The organism is Mycetocola sp. Y444 (genome assembly GCF_059445295.1).
In genome coordinates this window covers 427,281-445,897 of the sequence record NZ_JCAIUB010000003.1, presented here as the reverse complement: position 1 = coordinate 445,897, position 18,617 = coordinate 427,281, and the positions used below count along the sequence as shown (strand labels likewise).

17 protein-coding genes are annotated in these 18,617 nt (G+C 64.7%); 15 read left to right on the top strand and 2 right to left on the bottom strand.

Features of this window, described 5'->3' with window-relative positions:
* Positions 1 to 6 precede the first annotated feature (6 nt).
* From AC1C2M_RS13590 to AC1C2M_RS13575, 4 genes are read left to right on the top strand one after another with little or no spacing between them, the layout of a single operon-like run.
* Positions 7 to 477, top strand: a complete 471-nt coding sequence (locus AC1C2M_RS13590; protein ID WP_483406714.1) for a ribose-5-phosphate isomerase — start codon at positions 7 to 9, stop codon at positions 475 to 477.
* Complete coding sequence (locus tag AC1C2M_RS13585) at positions 477 to 1,247, top strand: triose-phosphate isomerase family protein (RefSeq protein ID WP_495437090.1); 771 nt, start codon at positions 477 to 479, stop codon at positions 1,245 to 1,247. Before AC1C2M_RS13590 ends, AC1C2M_RS13585 begins: the two co-directional genes overlap by 1 nt.
* Positions 1,244 to 2,038, top strand: a complete 795-nt coding sequence (locus tag AC1C2M_RS13580) for a sugar phosphate isomerase/epimerase family protein (RefSeq protein ID WP_495437088.1) — start codon at positions 1,244 to 1,246, stop codon at positions 2,036 to 2,038. The genes AC1C2M_RS13585 and AC1C2M_RS13580 overlap by 4 nt, the downstream gene beginning before the upstream one ends.
* Positions 2,035 to 2,898 carry a phosphogluconate dehydrogenase C-terminal domain-containing protein gene (locus AC1C2M_RS13575; protein WP_483406304.1) on the top strand — a complete coding sequence of 288 codons (864 nt, stop codon included), beginning with the start codon at positions 2,035 to 2,037 and terminating at the stop codon, positions 2,896 to 2,898. The genes AC1C2M_RS13580 and AC1C2M_RS13575 overlap by 4 nt, the downstream gene beginning before the upstream one ends.
* Before the next feature lie 109 nt (positions 2,899 to 3,007).
* Here the strand turns inward: AC1C2M_RS13575 and AC1C2M_RS13570 are convergent, their stop codons facing one another.
* Positions 3,008 to 4,042 carry a LacI family DNA-binding transcriptional regulator gene (locus AC1C2M_RS13570; protein ID WP_495437087.1) on the bottom strand — a complete coding sequence of 345 codons (1,035 nt, stop codon included), beginning with the start codon at positions 4,040 to 4,042 and terminating at the stop codon, positions 3,008 to 3,010.
* 156 nt (positions 4,043 to 4,198) lie between these two features.
* Between AC1C2M_RS13570 and AC1C2M_RS13565 the strand changes: the two genes are divergently transcribed.
* The 7 genes from AC1C2M_RS13565 to AC1C2M_RS13535 all read left to right on the top strand — a co-directional run bounded on the left by AC1C2M_RS13565 (position 4,199) and on the right by AC1C2M_RS13535 (position 11,767).
* Positions 4,199 to 5,245, top strand: a complete 1,047-nt coding sequence (locus tag AC1C2M_RS13565; protein WP_495437085.1) for a nucleoside hydrolase — start codon at positions 4,199 to 4,201, stop codon at positions 5,243 to 5,245.
* A 51-nt stretch (positions 5,246 to 5,296) separates the two neighbouring features.
* Complete coding sequence (locus AC1C2M_RS13560; protein WP_495437083.1) at positions 5,297 to 6,562, top strand: ABC transporter substrate-binding protein; 1,266 nt, start codon at positions 5,297 to 5,299, stop codon at positions 6,560 to 6,562.
* 104 nt (positions 6,563 to 6,666) lie between these two features.
* The gene (locus AC1C2M_RS13555; RefSeq protein WP_495437082.1) at positions 6,667 to 7,596 is read left to right on the top strand and encodes a carbohydrate ABC transporter permease; all 930 of its coding nucleotides are present in this window, start codon (positions 6,667 to 6,669) and stop codon (positions 7,594 to 7,596) included.
* Positions 7,593 to 8,486, top strand: coding sequence for a carbohydrate ABC transporter permease (locus tag AC1C2M_RS13550; RefSeq protein WP_495437080.1), 894 nt, complete (start codon positions 7,593 to 7,595; stop codon positions 8,484 to 8,486). Before AC1C2M_RS13555 ends, AC1C2M_RS13550 begins: the two co-directional genes overlap by 4 nt.
* Before the next feature lie 25 nt (positions 8,487 to 8,511).
* A complete protein-coding gene (locus tag AC1C2M_RS13545; RefSeq protein WP_495437079.1) occupies positions 8,512 to 10,359 on the top strand; it encodes a D-apionate lactonase family protein in 1,848 nt (615 codons plus the stop codon).
* Entirely contained in the window at positions 10,356 to 11,108 is a 753-nt protein-coding gene (locus tag AC1C2M_RS13540) for an SDR family NAD(P)-dependent oxidoreductase (RefSeq protein ID WP_483406311.1), read from the top strand. Before AC1C2M_RS13545 ends, AC1C2M_RS13540 begins: the two co-directional genes overlap by 4 nt.
* A gap of 68 nt (positions 11,109 to 11,176) precedes the next feature.
* Entirely contained in the window at positions 11,177 to 11,767 is a 591-nt protein-coding gene (locus tag AC1C2M_RS13535; protein WP_495437077.1) for a hypothetical protein, read from the top strand.
* Between the two features lie 156 nt (positions 11,768 to 11,923).
* On the opposite strand, the gene AC1C2M_RS13530 is transcribed toward AC1C2M_RS13535, so the two are convergent.
* Positions 11,924 to 12,982, bottom strand: coding sequence for an NAD(P)-dependent alcohol dehydrogenase (locus AC1C2M_RS13530; protein WP_495437075.1), 1,059 nt, complete (start codon positions 12,980 to 12,982; stop codon positions 11,924 to 11,926).
* A gap of 278 nt (positions 12,983 to 13,260) precedes the next feature.
* Between AC1C2M_RS13530 and AC1C2M_RS13525 the strand changes: the two genes are divergently transcribed.
* The 4 genes from AC1C2M_RS13525 (at position 13,261) to AC1C2M_RS13510 (ending at position 18,606) form a co-directional block, all read left to right on the top strand.
* Complete coding sequence (locus tag AC1C2M_RS13525) at positions 13,261 to 14,472, top strand: ROK family protein (RefSeq protein WP_495437073.1); 1,212 nt, start codon at positions 13,261 to 13,263, stop codon at positions 14,470 to 14,472.
* Positions 14,473 to 14,572: 100 nt separating this feature from the next.
* Positions 14,573 to 15,874 carry a 6-phospho-beta-glucosidase gene (locus AC1C2M_RS13520; RefSeq protein ID WP_495437071.1) on the top strand — a complete coding sequence of 434 codons (1,302 nt, stop codon included), beginning with the start codon at positions 14,573 to 14,575 and terminating at the stop codon, positions 15,872 to 15,874.
* Positions 15,871 to 16,911 (top strand): N-acetylglucosamine kinase, encoded by a 1,041-nt coding sequence (locus AC1C2M_RS13515; protein ID WP_495437069.1) that lies wholly within the window; start codon positions 15,871 to 15,873, stop codon positions 16,909 to 16,911. Before AC1C2M_RS13520 ends, AC1C2M_RS13515 begins: the two co-directional genes overlap by 4 nt.
* Before the next feature lie 36 nt (positions 16,912 to 16,947).
* The gene (locus tag AC1C2M_RS13510; protein WP_495437067.1) at positions 16,948 to 18,606 is read left to right on the top strand and encodes an ABC transporter substrate-binding protein; all 1,659 of its coding nucleotides are present in this window, start codon (positions 16,948 to 16,950) and stop codon (positions 18,604 to 18,606) included.
* Positions 18,607 to 18,617: the final 11 nt, after the last annotated feature.

Genomic DNA, 18,617 nt, shown 5'->3' with positions numbered 1-18,617 from the left:
AGGAACATCATGGACAAACTGCGAATCGTGATCGGCTCGGACGACGCCGGATACGACTACAAGGAACTGCTCAAGAAGGACCTGCTCGCCAGCGACCTGGTCGAGAGCGTCACCGATGTCGGCGTCGACGCCGACGGCCACACGCCGTACCCGCGCGTGGGAGTCGCGGTCGGTGAGGCCATCGCCGCGGGTGACGCTGACCGGGGCCTCCTCGTCTGCGGAACCGGCATGGGCGTCGCGATGGCGGCGGGCAAGGTCAAGGGCATCCGTGCGTCTGTGGCGCACGACAGCTTCTCGGTCGAGCGGCTCGTGCTCTCGAACAACGCCCAGGTGCTTGCCCTCGGGCAGCGCGTGATCGGCGCAGAACTGGCCCGCCGTCTCGTGCGCGAGTGGCTGACCTACCGGTTCGACGAGACCTCGGCGAGCGCTGAGAAGGTTGCCGTCCTCGACACCTACGAGACCACCGGCAGCTGCTGATGTCTCCCGTCGTCGTTGGGGTGAGCCTGAAGATGTACTTCGGGCACGCCCGCGCGCGCGAATGGTTCTCGGAGGTCGCTCAGCTGAGTCGCGACAAGGAGTCGCTGAAGAACGGGGACGTCGAACTCTTCGTCATCCCGAGTTTCGTCTCGATCCCCGCCGCGATCCACACACTCGGTGATACCGGCGTTGTCGTCGGCGCCCAGGACCTGTTCTGGGAGGACAACGGCGCCTACACCGGCGAGGTCAGCGGCACCGAGCTCGCCGAGATCGGTGCCGGCGTTGTCGAGGTCGGGCATGCAGAACGACGACGACTGTTCGGCGAGACCGAGGAGATCGTGGCCGCCAAGACCGCGGCGGCCCTCCGCAACGGCCTCGCTCCCGTTCTCTGTATCGGCGAGACTGTTCAGGGAGAAGCGGATGCCGCGGCGAGCGAGGCAGTTCGTCAGTTGCGTTCCGCTCTCACCGACGCTCCAGCGGGCCGGGTCATCGTCGCCTACGAACCCGTCTGGGCGATCGGCGCAGCTGAACCTGCCAGCGCTGAGCACATCCGTACCGTGTGCGCCGAGCTGCGCAGTGCGATCAATTCGATGGACGGTCGCGACGGCAGCGCCGTGATCTACGGCGGAAGCGCCGGCCCCGGCCTGTTGACCGCCCTCGGTTCCGACGTCGACGGGTTGTTCCTCGGCCGTTTCGCGCACGACCCCGCAGCGCTGGCATCCGTTCTCGACGAAGCAGCGACACTCGCACGATCGGCGGCACGGGCGTGATCGGACTCGGCACCTACGCGTTCCTCTGGCAGCATTCGTCACGGGTGCCAGAGCCGCTCAGTCTGGTCGGGGCGTTCGAGCGCACGCGCGAACTCGGTGTCGACCTGTTCCAGATCTGCGACTACGCGCCGCTCCTGTCGATGTCCCACGCCGAACTCACGGCAGCGGCCGCGGAATCCCGGAACCTCGGGCTCACGATCGAGCTGGGGACCAAGGGCATTGAGCCCGGTCACCTGACGTCGTTCCTGCGCCTGGCGGAGATTTTCGACGCGAAGCTCGTTCGCAGCATGCTCTACGGGCCGGACCACCGCCCGAGCATGACTGAGGCGGAGCAGATCCTCATCGACATACTGCCGTCGTTCGACGCGGCCGGTGTGACGCTCGCGCTCGAGACCTACGAGCAGGTGTCAACGACAGACCTCGTCGGGCTGGTCGAGCGGGTCGGCAGCGACCGGCTCGGCATTTGCCTTGACCCCGCCAACGTCGTTGCCGGTCTGGAACTGCCGAAGGACGCCGTCGAGCGGTGCGCCGCCCTCACCCGCAACGTGCACGTGAAGGACTTCGCCTTCGCCCGGCAGGACGGCTGGGTCGGTTTCACCTACAGCGGCGCGCCGATGGGTGAAGGGCTGCACGACTACCGGCACCTGCTCGACACCGTCGAGCCAGAAGCCCGCGGGATCAACGAGATCGTCGAACACTGGTTGCCCTGGCAGGGCGACCCCGAAACCACCGTCCAGGCGGAGATTGCCTGGACAGCCACCACACTGGATTACCTGAGGAGAAACCGATGAGCACCACCGACTTCAACCCCACCATCGCCGTGATCGGTGCCGGAGGAAAGATGGGGACCCGCGTCTCCGATAACCTGTCGAAGACCGACCACAAGGTCTTCTACAGCGAGAACTCCCCCGTCGGGCAGGACCGCGTCCGCGCGGCGGGTCGCGAACTCACCGAGACAGCGGATGCCATCGCTGACGCTGACATCGTCGTTCTGGCTGTTCCTGACCTCGCACTTGGCCCGGTCACGGCCGAGATCGTTCCGCAGCTCAAGTCGGGTGCCATCGTGCTCACGCTTGACCCCGCCGCCGCGTACGCCGGTCTGCTGACCACCCGCGACGACGTCATTCAGGCCGTTGCGCACCCGTGCCACCCGTCGATCTTCCTCCAGCGCACCACACCGGAGGAGTACGCGGACACCTTCGGCGGGATTGCGGCACCCCAGGATGCCATTGCGGCGATCGAATCGGACGACCCCGAGAAGAAGGCCATCGTTGAGGCCACCGTCCGGGCGATCTACGCGCCCGTCATCGACGTGCACTGGGTCACCATCAAGCAGCTCGCGCAGCTCGAGCCGACCCTCGTCGAGACCATCGCTTGCATGATCGGTGCCCTGCTCAAGGAAGCGCTGGACGAGGCCGTCAACACCATGGGCGTGCCGGAGCCGGCTGCTCGGTCGATCCTCCTCGGCCACACCCAGGTCGCACTCGCCAACGGACTCCGTGGTGACAACCCGTTCAGCGACGCCTGCCTGATCGCCATGGACTACGGCCGGTCGAACATCATCAAGGACGACTGGAAGAAGGTCTTCCGCGACGATGAGCTCGACAAGAACCTCGCCGCAATGCTGCACCTCGACAAGATCGAGCGGTAGGTCGACGAGCCGCGCGCCCCGCGGCATCCGCTCGCTTGCTCCGACGAAAACGGTTGCTGTTTCCGAAAATCAGCAACCGTTTTCGTCCGAGCAGCGCGGATGCCCTGGGTCACCCCTCGATGAGAGCGGCGGTCGAACCGCGGATGATGAGTTCCGGCTCGAGTACGAAGTGGTTCGCGTGCTCGCCTGACCGGATCTGCTGGTGCAGCATCCGGAACGTGGCGACGCCGAGCGCCCGGAAATCGAGCCGCATGGTTGTGAGTGGTGGAGAGAAATATGCGGCCGTCGGCATGTCATCGACGCCGACGATCGAGAAGTCCTCGGGTGCCCGGCGGCCCCGGTTCTGCAGTGAACTCATGAAGCCCAGGGCAATCTCGTCGTTGCTCGCAACCACCGCCGTGAAACCGGACACACCCGCCGACTCCCCCGCCCTGAATCCCGACGCCGCCGACCAGTCGGTAGCCCCACCGATTACGCGGGACGGGAGATGCTCGTTCGCCATGGCCTCGCGGTATCCGCGCACGCGTTCGGCAGCCTCGTTCCGTGTAGCGGGGCCGGCAACGTGGACGATGTCGCGGTGACCAAGGCTGATGAGGTACCTCGTGGCCTCGAATGCGGCCGAATACGAGTGCGCACCCGCTGAGGCCTCCTGCGACCGCGGGAGCTCGGAAACTGTGAAGACGGGGATCTCCTTGCCCACCCGGGCGAGAAGCCGGTCTGCGTCCGCGATGGGCGTCGACAGGATGATGCCTTCGACCTGCACGGCAACGAAATGATCCAACGCTCGTCGAGCTTCTGACTCCCAGTTTTTTGCCTCGAGGTCGAGATCGAGCTGGGCGATGATCAGCGTCACATCGGCCTCGCGTGCGGCGAGCCCCAGGCCGGTGAGGATGGCCGCACTGCCGAAGTTCAACGCACCCATCGACAGCACGCCGATGGTATTCGTCCTCCGCGCGCGGAGGTTGCGGGCGGCCTGGTTGGGGATGTAACCGAGTTCTCGGATGGCATCCGCAATGCGCTTGCGCGTCTCGGCCCGAACGTACCCGGTACCGGTGAAGTACCGGGAAACAGTCTGGGTCGACACCTCGGCCAGTCGCGCCACATCCGCCATGCTCGCTCGAGTCGCTGCGCTCGATTCCGTCAAAGCTCTACCCCTGTCAACTCGGTCACCCTTTATAACGAAAAGGTAACGCCTTCGATAAGCATTTAGGTTATCGATCACCTACGTTATAGGTTATCGATAACCTAATCGGTCAACCGGTTAATCAATCTCGGCACTTCGAGCAAACAAAGGTCACCAATGACGTCGATCCCTCACCCCGAGGCCTCCCGGCCATCCCCTGCTAAACGATGGACACTGGGCAGCAGCCCCTGGCAAGCCATCCCTCCGCTGGCCGGGCCGCGTGCGCGAGTAATCATCGACAACGACTTTTCCGGGGATCCGGACGACCTGTTCCAACTCGTCCACCACCTGTTGTCGCCCAATGTCGACATCCGTGCGGTCGTCGGCTCGCACCTTCGCGACGGCGACCCATTCGATCCAGGCCCCCGGTCCGCTGAGAACGCGGTCGCCGTTGCGAAAGACGTTTTCGCCCGCATGGGTCTCGACTCGACAGACGTCATCGCAACCGGATCGAACTCACCTCTCGCTGATCGCGCGACCCCGCAGCCTTCGGCGGCGGCGGACGCCATCGTCGCCGAAGCAATGCGAGCCGACGAGTCTCCACTGTTCTTCCTGGCTGGCGGCGGACTCACGGACCTGGCCTCCGCTTACCTGCAGGAGCCCCGGATCGCAGAACGGATGACCGTGGTCTGGATCGGCGGCAACGAGCACGAAGGGCTCGCCGTTCCGCCACCGGATGCGATGCCGGTCGAGTACAACCTGCTCATCGACGTTCTCGCCGCGCAGGTGGTTTTCAACGACTCTGACCTGCACATCTGGCAGGTGCCGCGGGATGTCTACCGCCAGTGCCTGATGTCTGACGCCGAGCTGCGCCTTCGCGTCGCGACGGCCGGGCCGCTCGGCCGCTATCTCTATGCCGAAATCGCCGAAGTGATCGTCCGCGCGACGGAGCAAGGCCGCGGGCCTTCCGAAACGTACGCCATGGGTGATTCCCCCCTGGTACTCCTCACCGCGCTTCAGTCGCTGTTTGAAGCGGACCCATCGTCGAGCACGTACGTCGGGATGCCGACACCGACGCTGGCGGACGACGGCAGCTACGTTCCATCGCCCGATAGCCGGCCGATGAGGGTGTACACGCACGTCGACACGCGGCTCATGTTCGAGGACTTCTACCTGAAGCTCCAGGAGTTCCACAGCTGGCAGGATTCAGCGGAAACGCGCTGATCCCGTACTGACCCATCAAACCCCAACCAATACGAAACCGAAATGGAAGCAATGATGCACATTAATCGCTCGTGGCGCGCGGTCGCCCTTGGAGCCGCAGCAATCACCGTCCTGGCAGGGTGCTCCGGTGGCGGCGCCGAAGAGGCCAGCGACGGACAAACTCTCTCTGTGTGGATGCCAACACAGGAGGATTCGCAGGGCACGAACATCGAAGCACTGATCGACGCCTACACGGAAGCAAATCCCGACGTAACCATCGAACTTGAACAGCGTTCGGTAGACGAGCACAAGAATGCGCTCCGCCAGGTCGCCGGAACCGACGCCGGTCCCGACATTTACTGGTACTGGGAGGGTTCGGGCCTCGGCGGTGAGCTCGTCGACGTCGGCATGAGCATGGACCTGTCTGACTATTACGACGAATACGCGTGGGACGATCGATTCACCGCAGCGTCACTCGGCGGCATCACCCAGTACGGCGGTTATCACGGTGTCCCGTGGTCACAGCAGAGTGAAGGCATTTACTACAACAAGACGTTGTTCGCGGAAGCAGGCATCACCGAGCCGCCCACGGACTACGACGGCCTGGTGGAAGCCGCTGAGAAGCTGAAGACCGCTGGAATCACGCCGATCGAATTCGGCGGCACTGTGAACTGGGACGTGATGCGCCTTCTGGATTCGCTGATCGAGACCACGTGCGGCGCGGACGTCGCTGATGAGCTCAACACCGGTGACGGCGACTGGGGTTCCGAACAGTGCGTCACCGATGCGTTCACAGAGCTGAAGACGTGGGGCGATGACTACTTCAACGAGGGATACCTGGGCATCAACAACGATGACTCCGCCCTACTTTTCTTCTCCGGTGAGGCCGCGATGTCGCTGGAAGGCACGTGGTACAACGGCCAGATCGTCGATAACGGCATGAACCCGGAAGAGATCGGGATCTTCGCTTTCCCGACGGGCACCGGTCGCCTGTATGGTTTCGGCGAAGCGTTCTACATCAACTCGGCGAGCGAGAAGGCCGATGAATCCGCCAAATTCCTCGACTTCCTGACCTCAGAAGCCGGTCAAGCAATCGCCGGCGACGCCTGGGCGGCTCTCTCCGCGAACAAGAACGTGCCCGTCGCCACGGAGAACCCGCTTAATCAGGTTTGGGCAGACCTGGCCGCATCGGCAGATGGCGTTTACACAAACAACGACCAGAACTTCTCCACTGCGGAAACCACCGAGTACTGGCGCGTACAGAACTCGGTTCTTACCGGCTCACTTGACCCCGCCGACGCGGGTGCCGAGTTCCAGAAGTTCCGCGACTCCCAGTAGCCGTTCGGGGACACGGGGGCTGAACCTCGTCCTCGTGTCCCCTCGGAACCCTCCCTTCCCTCACTCTGCCGGACGCTGTCCGACCCTCCGAAAAGAGGACTGCCATGACCGCCGCAACATCTGTCGCCAGGGGTCGAGTTAAGACACGTACCCCGAAGCACCACCGGTTTGTGTTGGCGCTGCCGTACCTCATCCCGGCTCTCGTCCTGTATGGCTGGTTTCTGCTTTACCCGATGGCCGACGCGGTGCGCCTGTCGTTCTTCCAGTGGTCCGGTTTCCGTACCGAGGAGCCGGTTTTCGTCGGGATCGACAACTACGTCAGGCTCTTCACCCAGGACGCCGTGTTCTGGACCGCACTTCGCAACTCAGTAATCTGGGTGGTCCTGTCGTTGCTCGTTCCGACCGGCATCGCCCTTCTCCTCGCTCTCGGCCTGAACCGGAAGATGAGGGGCCGCAATCTCATGCGAGCGGTCTTCTACATTCCGGCAGTGTTCGCATCCATCACCGTCGCTGCGATGTGGCGGTGGATCTACAACCCGACCCTCGGATTCGTCAACCAGCTCCTCGAAACGGTCGGCCTCGGCGCATGGGGACAGTCGTGGCTCGGCGATCCACAGTTCGCGCTCGGGTCGATCTTCGTCGCGAGCGTATGGCAGGGCGTCGGATTCAGCATGGTTCTGTTTCTCGCTGGCCTTCAGACTGTCCCAGGCGAGCTGGTCGAAGCAGCGAAGCTCGACGGCGCCAACGCGTGGCAGCGCTTCCTCGCGGTGACGGTTCCCGCGCTCAGGCCCACAACCGTCGTGGTCGTCATTCTGGCGATCATCAACGCACTGAAGGTCTTCGACCTCGTCGTCGGAATGACTGGCGGTGGTCCGGCACAGTCCACCCAGGTACTGGCCCTCTGGTCGTACACACAATCATTCACCAACCACAACTTCGGAATGGGTGGCGCCGTAGCCACCGTGCTCCTCGTTGTGACACTTGCCCTCGTCATTCCATATATGGCCTGGTCGATGAAGGGAGAAGACCGATGAGCAGCGCACTCGCTACCCCGGCCATCGCGCAGGAGATACTGACGGACGAACCGCGCCGACGCGCTCCGCGGGACTATGTCGGCATCGGCCTCTGGGCCGCGCTCGGTGTCACCGCCGTGCTGTGGTTCCTTCCGCTCTACCTGATGTTCACAACCTCGGTGAAGAGCAAGCCGGACCTCAACAGCCTGCCGATGTGGTCGTTGCCGTCCACCTGGGAATGGGGCAACTACACCGCAGCTATGGAGACCGGCGACCTGTGGGTGACGGCGGGCAACAGCCTCCTCGTCGCGGCAATCAAGGTCCCGCTGGGGCTCGCGATCGCGGCCGCTGCAGCATACGCACTGGCCCGCATCCGGTTCCGGGGAGGCCGTGCACTGATGATGGTCATCGCCATCGGCTCCATGGTGCCGGTGCAGATCGGGCTCGGTCCGCTGTTCAGCACCATGCTGGAGCTCGACATCCTGGACTCGCTCTTCGGCCTGATCCTGCCGTATCTCGCCTTCGGCATCCCGTACCAAATCTTTGTGCTGTACGGGTTCTTCCGCGGGATACCGGATGAGCTTGAGGAATCGGCGCGACTCGACGGCGCCTCCTCCTTCCGCATCTTCTGGCAGATCGTCCTGCCGCTCGCGAAACCCGCTCTTGCCGCACTCTTTGTGCTGGACTTTGTGGCGACGTGGAACGAGTACGCGATGGCAACGACGCTGCTGCGCACGCAAAGCAACTGGACCATCCCGCTGGCGGTCCAGAGCTTCTCGACGCAGCACGGCACGGACTACGGGCCGATGAACGCCTTCATCTTCATGTCGGCGATCCCGGTTCTTATCGTCTACTTGCTGTTTCAGCGATACTTCATTCAGGGCGCACTCGCCGGAGCCGTGAAGGGTTAGGGGTGCGCAGGCGAGGAGCGACCCCATGACCGAAACCGACGCTCAGCGACTGGACCGTTTGTGGTCTGCCGAGCCGACACCGATCCCTGTCGAACGGGGACCCTGGCGGTTCGAACTGCGTGGCGACGAGATCGCCGATCTCAGCTTCGACGGCAGTCCGGTGGCGCGCAGCGTGCGGGCCGTCGCGCGGGATCGGGACTGGAACACGGTGCCGACGACGGTCACCGCCGTCGAGTCTCCCAGCGGCGGGACCCGGCTCCGACTCGATCTGCGTGGGTTCGGCGCTGACATCAGTGCGACGGTCGACGTTGTCGCTGATGCCCAGTCGCTCACCGTCGTGTTGGTCGCGACATCCCACTCCGAATTCCTCACGAACAGGCTCGGCCTCGTCGTCCTGCATCCCCCGACTCTGGCGGGTGAACACCTGACAGTCGGAACAGAAACGGGCGAGGTCCGCACCACGTTCCCGCTGGCTGTTTCACCGCACCAGCCGGCCGTCGACATCCGCTCGCTGACCTGGACGCATGACGGTGTCACGACGCACGCCGAGTTCTCGGGCGACACGTTCGAGATGGAAGACCAGCGCAACTGGACCGACGCGAGCTACAAAACATACAGCCGCCCGCTCAGCCTGCCCTTCCCCTACCCGATCGAACCGGGTGAGACGGTCGAGCAGTCGGTGTCGTTCACTGCCACGCGCGTGCAGCCGCGAGCGCACGCTGATCGAACGGATGCCGTCGAGCTGGTCAGGACCGGCCGTCCGGTTCCCGAGGTCACGGTTGGCGCGTCGACGATCCCGGATGCCTCGATGCCCGGGAGCCCGGCGGACCTGCCGCCCGGAGTCGCCGCGCTGCTCGTCGAACTGGACACGAGAACACCGAGTTGGCGGCACGCGCTGGCCCGAGCCACCTCGGAGGCGGGCGACCTCCCCCTCGACGTTCGCATCGTCCCCGAGGGGCCGGATGGGGTGCGGCAGGCGGTCAATCGCCTCGTTGAGAGCGGTACGCGGGTCCTGAGAGTCGGGGTCTTCTCGGCAACCAGTCACGTCACCGAAGCGGAACTCTGGGATGCGCTCACCAGCGCTGCCAGAGACCTGCCGGACGTCACGCTCGTCGGTGGCGCGCGGTCATATTTCACGGAGCTGAACCGCGAGCATCAGCGCCTGCCGGACGGCATCCCGGAACTCACCTTTTCGCTCACGCCGCAGATGCACGCCACGGAGCGGGCCCAGGTCATCGAGTCGATTCGGATGCAGGCGGTCGTCGTGGCAAGCGCGGGCGCAATCGCCCACGGGCGACCGTTGCACGTCGGTCCGATCACGCTCCGGCCACGGTTCAACGCCGTCGCAACCAGCGACGCGACCGGCCAGGCGCCCTCGGACCTCGGTCAGGGTTACGGCGGCGAACTGACCGAAGGCGCCACCGATGAGCGGCAACGGTCGGAGGGCCTCGAGGCGTGGACCATCGCCAGTTTTGCCGCGATCGCCTCTGCCTCCGACGATGCCCGGGTTGCGAGCGTGAGCTACTTCGAGGCATCCGGCCCCCGAGGTCTTGGGGATCAGCACGGTCCGTACCCCGTCGAAAGCGCCATTTCTGCGCTGGCGAGCCTCGCGGGTGGGGAGCTTCTGGTCCCCGCCCGCCCGCCGGTGCCCGGCCTGTGGTGTGTTGGCTCGCGACAAGCCGATGGGTCGTGGCAGGTGGTGCTGACGAACATCGGCACGGCGACGATCGCAACTGAGGTTCGGATTGAGGGCTCGCACCATCTCATTTCGCTCGACCCGTACACCGTGCTTCGCCTCTCGAACGTGACGGATGCCGTCAGCCATAAATTCACCGACCCACGCTCAACCACCGAACGGAACGGAACTCCATGACCTCTCGCCTGCAGGAAAAAGCCATCGTCGTGACCGGCGCCGGTTCGGGAATCGGTCGGGCCATCGCCCAGCGCTTTGCCCGCGAGGGGGCCCGCGTCGTGTTCACCGATATCAATGTTGAAGCGGCGACGGATGCTGCGGGGCAGGTTGAGAACGCACTCGCGGTGCAGATGGACGTGTCCGACGAGTCCAGCGTGACGGCGGCGTTCGAGCGCATGGCCGCCGAGGGCTTCGCGCCGGACGTCGTTGTGGCGAGCGCCGGGGTGCAGCTGTTCGGCCAGGATGCTCCCGTCGCCGATCTCGATCTCGACGTGTGGAAGCGCACTCTCGACATCAACCTCACCGGGGCCTTCCTCACGGTCAAGCACGGCGTGCGTTCGATGCTCGGTCGCGGCGGGTCGATCATTCTCATCGGCAGCCCGACGGCGCTCAACGGCGAGGGCCAGGATTTCACCGCATACAGTTCGTCGAAGGCCGGCATGCACGGGCTGGGGCGTGCGGTCGCGGCGGCCTACGCCGGCGACGGCATCCGGGTGAACACGATTGTGCCCGGCTACACCGAGACGCCACTCGTCGCAGCCATCGCGAACGATCCGGAGGATCGGGCGGCCATCGTCTCCCGCATTCCGCTCGGCAGGGCCGGGCAGGCGTCGGATGTCGAGGGCATCGCGGTGTTCCTGGCCAGTGATGAGTCGAGCTTCGCTACGGGCGCGACCTTCCGTGTCGACGGCGGGATGACGACGCTCTAGGCTCGCCCGGCCGAGCAGAGGCCGCCAGACCCCTCGCGCGCCCGGCCCGCCCGTTCTACAGTCGAGCCATGAACGGGAGATGGGTCAACCCGGTCCTGATTGGCGCGGTCGGCGGGCTGGCGTGGGCGGCGAGCCTGCGCGCGTTCATGGTCGAACTCGCCGGGGTGGAGTCGCAGTTTGCGTGGCTCGAAACGTTCGTCGGCATCCTGCTGCCCGGCGTTCTCGCGGGCGGGCTGCTGGGGTGGGCCGAAGTGCGGCGCCGGGCCGGGCGCCCGATTCGCGCCCTGATTCTGGCGCCGCTCCTGTTCCCGCTGGCGACGCTGTCGCTGCCGGGCCAGCTGTGGACGCTCCTCACAACCGGGCTGGGCAGCGGTGCGCTCGCGACGCCGCTCCTCGGAATGGCCTGCGGATACGCCCTGGCGGGATCTCGGCGCTGGGCACGCATCGTCTGCGGCGTCCTCTCGCTGTCACTCCTGCCGTTGTCGGTCGTCGCGGTGGTGACCCTTGGCATCCCGGTGACCGCGCGCTTCGCATGGGTGCTTGTGTTGTTCTTCTCCCTCCTCGCCGTGCAGGCCTGGGCGTGCGCGATCCCCCTCCGCCCAGCGCCGGTCGAACCAGCGGAGGCGGAACGGGCACCCCACACGACCAGTGCCCGGTAACCCTCCGGGCGTGCGCGTTCCGCGGCATCCGCTCGCTTGCGACGACAGAAACGGTCGCTTCGGCGGCATCCGCCCGCTTGCAACGACAAAAACGGTCGCTGATTCTGGGAATCAGCGACCGTTTGTGGCCGAGCAGAGCGGATGCCGCGGGGCGAGTTACGCGGCGGGCGCCGGGATCGTCGCCGTGTCGATCACGAACCGGTAGCGCACGTCGCTCTTGATGACGCGCTCGTAGGCTTCGTCGACCTCGTCGGCGCCGATGAGCTCGATGTCGGCGCCGAGGCCGTGCTCGGCACAGAAGTCGAGCATCTCCTGGGTTTCGCGGATGCCACCGATGTTCGATCCGGCGAGGCTGCGGCGCCCGCCGGTCAGCGAGAAGACGCGGAACGACTGCGGGTTCTCGGGCAGCCCGACGAACACCATCGCGCCGTCGAGGGTCAACATCGACAGGTAGTCGTCGACCGGCAGGTCGGCGGACACCGTGTTGATGATCAGGTCGAAGCGCTTGCGATTCTTCTTGAACGTCTCCGGGTCGGAGGTCGCGAAGTAGTCCGTCGCGCCGAGTCGCAGCCCGTCGTCCTTCTTCGAGAGGGTCTGGCTGAGCACGGTCACTTCGGCACCGAGCGCCGCAGCGATCTTGACACCCATGTGCCCGAGTCCGCCCATGCCGACGATCGCTACCTTCTTGCCGGGGCCTGCGCCCCAGTGCTTGAGCGGCGAGTATGTGGTGATGCCCGCGCAGAGCAGCGGCGCCGCGACGTCGAGGTCGATGCCCTCGGGAATGCTCAGCACGTAGTTTTCGTCGGCGACGATCGAGGTGGAGTACCCGCCGTAGGTGGGCTCGCCGGTGTATTCGCGGCCGTTGTAGGTGCCGACGTTGCCCTTGAGGCAGAACTGCTCTTCGCCGGCGAGGCAGTTCTCACACTCGCGGCAGGAGTCAACGAAGCAGCCGATGCCGACGCGGTCGCCGACCTTGTGCTTCGTCACGTCATCGCCGACCGCCGTGACGATCCCGGCGATCTCGTGACCCGGCACCATCGGGAAGATGCCTGCACCCCACTCGGCGCGCGCCTGGTGGATGTCGGAGTGGCAGATCCCCGCGAAGGCGATGTCGATCTCGACATCGTGAGGGCCGACATCCCGGCGTTCGATCGTGGAACGCTCGAAGGATGCTCCAGCGGATGCTGTGACGAGGGCGGGCACGGTGGTGGGCATAGAGACCTCCGGGGTGTAGGTGTGAACCGCGTCTACGCGGCCGACCTTAACGCTACAGCGCAGGTCCGATCTGGTCCGGAGCCTTGACGTGCGGACCAGTCGGCGCCCTGCTCCCCTGTTGCGGCGGAAGGCGCACCAGAGTCACCGGTGACACGAAGAAATAAATCCGGTAAAGAGTCTTAACAGGATGCAGTTGCGTAGCATACTGTTCACGCCCCGGATCCCCTATGCTCCCCAGAGCTATATCGAGCCACACGGCGCTCTGTAAGGATGGACGCGTGGAGAACAGGACAACACGGCCGACCGGGCTGAAGGACATGCGGCGATCGAACGAGCGCCTGGTGTTGGACGAGCTGTATCGGGAATCCCCCTCCACGCGCACCGCGCTCGCCAAGTCCATCGGCCTGACGAAACCAACTGTATCGGCCGCGCTCACCTCGCTCGTCGACGCGGGACTTGTGGAGCAGGTGGAATCGAGCCCCACTGTTTCGAAGTACGGGGCCGAGCTGTTCCAGGCCGCCGGACGGACGCTGCCGGTTCTCGGCCTGGATGTCGGCACCCGTTACATCCGTGCGCAGCTCGCCGGCTTGGATGACCGCCTCCTGGCGGACGCAGAGGAACCGGTCGATGACCTGTCCCTCGCTGGCATTATCGTCACGATTCTCCGCCTCCGCAAGGAAGTCTGCCGCCAGGCAGGGATCGACGTTCGTGATATCCAGGCCATCGGTGTCGGGATCCCCGGCGTTGTCCATCCGCACACCGGGCGAATCGAGATGGCCGGTGGCTTCAAGGGCCTCAATGGCTCTACTTTGGCTGATGAGCTGGGAGATTTGCTGGGCACGCGGGTGTTTGTGGAGAACGACGTCAATGCTGCGGCACTCGCCGAACGGCGATACGGCGCCTGCGTCGATCAGGATGACTTCGCGATGATATCGGTGGGCGCCGGCGTTGGTGCCGCGCTGGTCCTCGGCGGCGAGGTGCACCGTGGTGGGCGCGGCAGCGCCGGAGAGCTGGACCTCTTGTTCCGCAGCTCCTCCCGGGGGGCGATCCTGGCCGATCCGAGCAGCCGGGCGATGACGGCTTTCGCAGATTCCCTCCTCAAGGCCGGTGGCCCCCTCGTCGAGGCAACACGGGTGACGAGCGCCGCCGACCTGCCAGCGATCTTCGCTGCAGCGGAAGCCGGCGATTCCTTCGCGCAGGCCGTTGTGGACGAAACCGCCAGCCGCATTGCGGCGCTGTGCGCAAGCGTTGTTGCGGTCGTCGACGTGGAGACAATCGTGCTTGTCGGGGGCGTAGGCGATGCCATCCAGCCCGGTCGCACCACCCTCGAAAGCCACCTGGCCGAACTCGTCCCGTGGCCGATTGCGGTCATTCCCAGCACCCTCGGACGCGCGGGTGCAGTGCAGGGCGCGCGCTCACTCGCGGTAAGCGGCACCCGTCTCGAGATCTTCGAGTCCAAACTCGGAAAGAGTCTTTACAGGATCCCCTGAATCCTCTACGCTCATCAGAAAGCACTGGCGCTACCGAGGATCACCTCGCCGCAGACAGCCAGTGCATCTGTTGAGCAGCGCGCAACCTTGGAGTCACCACATGAAAATTGTCGTCGTCGGCGGTGGCTCAACCTACACCCCTGAACTCATCGATGGCTTCGCTCGGCTGCGAAGCACGCTGCCGATCACCGAGATCGCCCTCGTTGACCCGAACCGCGAACGACGCGAACTCCTCGCGGGTGTCGCACGGCGCATGCTGGCGAAGCAGGGCCATCCCGCTACCGTCACCGAGACCGACGATGTGTCGCACGCCGCTGACGGCGCGGTGGCAGTGCTGCTGCAGCTGCGGGTCGGTGGGCAGGAAACTCGTCAGCGCGACGAGACATGGCCGCTGGAATGCGGATGCCTCGGCCAGGAGACCACCGGTGCAGGCGGGCTGGCCAAGGCGCTGCGGACGGTCCCGGTCGTGCTCGACATCGCCGAACGCGTGCGCGCCGTGAACCCGGACGCGTGGATCATCGACTTCACCAATCCCGTCGGGATCGTCAGTCGCGCGCTCCTTTCCCACGGACACAGGGCAATCGGCCTGTGCAACGTTGCCATCGGACTGCAGCGTTTTTTCGCCGGCCTCCTCAACGTCCAGCCCGAGCGCATCGCTCTCGACCACCTCGGATTGAACCACCTCACCTGGGAGCGCGGCGTTCGACTGCTCGACGCCGGTGAGTCCGGCATCCCGACATCCGCGACCGACCGCCCCGGGAAAGACCTCCTGCCCTCCCTGCTCGAGACTCAGGGCGAACTCCTCGCAAACCGCATGCACCAGCCGGTCGAATTGCTCCAACGCCTGCAGGCGATCCCTTCTTATTACCTGCGCTACTTTTACCAGCACGACACCGTCGTAGAGGAGCAGCTGAACAGCCCCACCCGCGCCGAACAGGTCGCCGAAATGGAGGCGAAGCTGCTCGAGCTCTATGCCGACCCGAGAGTTGATGAGAAACCAGCTCTTCTCTCCAACCGCGGCGGGGAGTTCTATTCCGAAGCCGCAGTGCAGCTTGTCGCCTCGCTCGTCTCCGACCGTCAGGACGTGCAGGTTGTAAACACGCTTAACCGGGGCACCCTGCCCTTCCTGCCCGACGACTTCGTCATCGAGACACCGGCGATCATCGGCGCAGATGGTGCGCATCCGCTTCCGCAAGCGCCGGTCGAGCCTCGCTTCGCCGGGTTGATCGGGCATGTCGCTGCCTATGAGCAGCTGGCTCTGGACGCGGCCATCCACGGCGGTCGCGAGCGCGTCGCCGACGCTCTTCTCGCCCATCCGCTCGTTGGACAGTGGGACCTGGCGAACGACCTGACCGACCGACTCCTCGCGGAAAACACCGCATTCCTCCCGTGGGCACGATGACTCCTCCGCGCCGCACTGCGGTCATCGCAATCGACGGCGGAAACTCAAAGACCGATATCGCCGTCGTCGGCATCGACGGAGAGGTGCTGAACGTCACCCGCTCCGGAGGGCATCGGCCACACACGATTGGTACGGCTGCTGCGGAAAAGGAACTGAAGGATGCCGTCACCGCGGCCATCGCGGCGGCCGGACATCCCGACATCTTCACCATCGGTGCGTATGTCGCCAACGCCGACTTCGCCGTCGAGGAGAACCAGCTTCGCGAGCGGATCCTGGCCTGGGATTTTGCACCGGAGGCTCAGGTCGGCAACGACACCCTGGCCCTACTGCGCTCGGGAGTTGACCATCGCGTCGGTGTCGCCGTGGTCTGTGGTGCGGGAATCAACTGCGTCGGCCTGGGCAGAGACGGTGAAGTGGCACGGTTTCCGGCAATCGGGACGATCACGGGCGACTGGGGTGGCGGCCTTGACCTCTCGCTTTCCGCTATGTTCCACGCTGCCAGGGGAGAGGACGGCCGCGGTCCGCACACCCTGCTCAACGAAATGATTGCCCGCCACTTCGGGAGACCGACTGCCCTTGCCGTCTCTGAGGCCATGCACCTGGGTGACATCGATCAGTCACTCCTCCATGAGATCGTGCCCCTACTGTTTGACGCCGCCGCTCTCGGCGACCAGATCGCCCGGGACATCGTCGAACGTCAGGCACTCGAGGTCATCTCCATGGCGAGAATCGCTCTGGACGAAGTCGGGCTGAACGACGCTGAGGCCGACGTCGTGCTCGGCGGGGGCGTACTCGCCGCTGACTACCCGATACTCAACAACGCGGTTCGGGAGGGCATTGCCATCAGCCACCCCCGCGCGAAGGTCATCGTCCCGGAGTTGTCACCGCTCGTCGGTTCGATTCTGCTCACTCTGGACGAACTTCCATTCGACCCGCCGACCCGATCGGCCGTGGAATCGCGGGTCCGCGCCGCGCTCCTCCCCGGCGAGCGGCGCAGCGGACCGCACCTTGAGATTGTTCCGCCGATCCAACACTGAGTCTCCCTCGCAAGACAAACTACGAAAGGACCGAAGATGACCAGCAACAAACATCGATTCCGGCTCATGGCTGTCGGTTTCGCCTCCGGACTGGCCTTACTCGCCTCCGGGTGTGCACCGTCCTCCTCCGACGATGCAAAACCGCAGACGTTCACGATCTTCTCCGGCGCGCAGACGCCGGTGGTTGCGAACTTCAATCCGTTCTCTCCCACCCCGCTCGCCGGAACGACCGGCATGGTGTACCAGCCGTTGTTCCACTTCAACCGGATGACCTCGGAGGACGCCAAGCCGCTCATCGGCACTGACTACGAGTTCAATGAGGACGGGCGCGAGCTCACCATCAACATCCGCGACGACGCGAAATGGAACGACGGAGAGCAGCTAACTGTAGACGATGTCGTCTTCAGCTTCACCTATGACGTCTCCAAGCCGGAAACCATGACCGAGGCGATCGCGGTCGACGAGAACACCGTGAAGCTCGTCTTCAGCGACCCGCAATTTGTCAATGTTGTCAGTCTGCTGGGATCGGCCGTCATACTTCCCGAGCACATCTGGGCGGACAACGACGACCCCACCGGCGGCACTAACGAGAACCCGGTCGGCAGCGGTCCGTATGTCGTTGATGAGATCTCCGGTGGCGCGTACACATTTACCGCGAACGAGGAGTACTGGGATCAGCCGAAGCTCAAGGACGTCCGCTTCCTCGCCATCGACGGGAACCAGGCCGCGGAGGACCTCGTCGCATCGGGCGAGATCGACTTCACCTCGATCTTCAGCGCCAATTACCAGTCGATGGTGGACGCCGGGATGGGTTACATGGTGCTCCCGTCCGACCCCACCGTTCTCTACACCTGCGCCAACGTCGACCTCGGCTGTGAGGGCCCGCAGACTGACCCGGCCGTCCGCACGGCGATCAACCTGGCCATCGACCGCCAGACCATCACGGACAAGGCTTTCGTAGGCCTGACCACACCGATGTCACCCACGCTCGCGCTTCTCGGCCGTGATGACATGTGGATCGGCGAGGACCAACCGCGTGAGGCTCCGCAGACCGCAGACGCGAGCGCGGCCGGCAAGGTACTCGAAGCCGCCGGCTACACCAAGAACAGCGACGACATCTACGAGAAGGACGGCGTACCGCTCGAACTGACACTGAACTCCATCGACGGCTGGAACGACTACAACAACGCGGCAAAGCTGATCGAGGAACAGGCGCTTGCAGCCGGCATTAAAATCACTGCAGGAACCTTCTCCTGGCAGGAGTTCTCCGACGGACGCCAGACGGGACAGTTCGAGCTGATCCTCGGCTTCCTGCAGACAACCTCGATCGCCGACCCGTGGCGGATCTACAGCGACTTCCTCACGACGGAGAAGACCGCACCGGTCGGCGAGCAACTCGCGCCGAGCCACATGAACTTCACCCGATACTCCAACCCCATCGTCGACGAGGCAGTTCTGGCCGCGTCAGCGACGGACGACGAGGCGATAAAGGCTGAGGCATACGACCGGATCCAGACGGAAATCGTTCGGGACCTGCCGTACATCCCGGTGAACATGAACGCTTCACAGTCGTTCTACAACGACACCGACTTCACCGGATGGCCGACAGAGGACAACCTCTACGCCTTCATGCAGTCAGGGTCGCCTCTCGAAATGGCGTACATCGTGCAGAATCTCGAGCCGGCCAAGAAGTAACAGCGAATGAG

Bases quoted from the DNA above. Each gene is read 5' to 3' on its own strand.
- AC1C2M_RS13585 (WP_495437090.1), top strand. From the start codon at position 477: ATGTCTCCCGTCGTCGTTGGGGTGAGCCTGAAGATGTACTTCGGGCAC.
- AC1C2M_RS13575 (WP_483406304.1), top strand. From the start codon at position 2,035: ATGAGCACCACCGACTTCAACCCCACCATCGCCGTGATCGGTGCCGGA.
- AC1C2M_RS13565 (WP_495437085.1), top strand. From the start codon at position 4,199: ATGACGTCGATCCCTCACCCCGAGGCCTCCCGGCCATCCCCTGCTAAA.
- AC1C2M_RS13560 (WP_495437083.1), top strand. From the start codon at position 5,297: ATGATGCACATTAATCGCTCGTGGCGCGCGGTCGCCCTTGGAGCCGCA.
- AC1C2M_RS13555 (WP_495437082.1), top strand. From the start codon at position 6,667: ATGACCGCCGCAACATCTGTCGCCAGGGGTCGAGTTAAGACACGTACC.
- AC1C2M_RS13550 (WP_495437080.1), top strand. From the start codon at position 7,593: ATGAGCAGCGCACTCGCTACCCCGGCCATCGCGCAGGAGATACTGACG.
- AC1C2M_RS13545 (WP_495437079.1), top strand. From the start codon at position 8,512: ATGACCGAAACCGACGCTCAGCGACTGGACCGTTTGTGGTCTGCCGAG.
- AC1C2M_RS13540 (WP_483406311.1), top strand. From the start codon at position 10,356: ATGACCTCTCGCCTGCAGGAAAAAGCCATCGTCGTGACCGGCGCCGGT.
- AC1C2M_RS13535 (WP_495437077.1), top strand. From the start codon at position 11,177: ATGAACGGGAGATGGGTCAACCCGGTCCTGATTGGCGCGGTCGGCGGG.
- AC1C2M_RS13530 (WP_495437075.1), bottom strand. From the start codon at position 12,982: ATGCCCACCACCGTGCCCGCCCTCGTCACAGCATCCGCTGGAGCATCC.
- AC1C2M_RS13520 (WP_495437071.1), top strand. From the start codon at position 14,573: ATGAAAATTGTCGTCGTCGGCGGTGGCTCAACCTACACCCCTGAACTC.
- AC1C2M_RS13515 (WP_495437069.1), top strand. From the start codon at position 15,871: ATGACTCCTCCGCGCCGCACTGCGGTCATCGCAATCGACGGCGGAAAC.
- AC1C2M_RS13510 (WP_495437067.1), top strand. From the start codon at position 16,948: ATGACCAGCAACAAACATCGATTCCGGCTCATGGCTGTCGGTTTCGCC.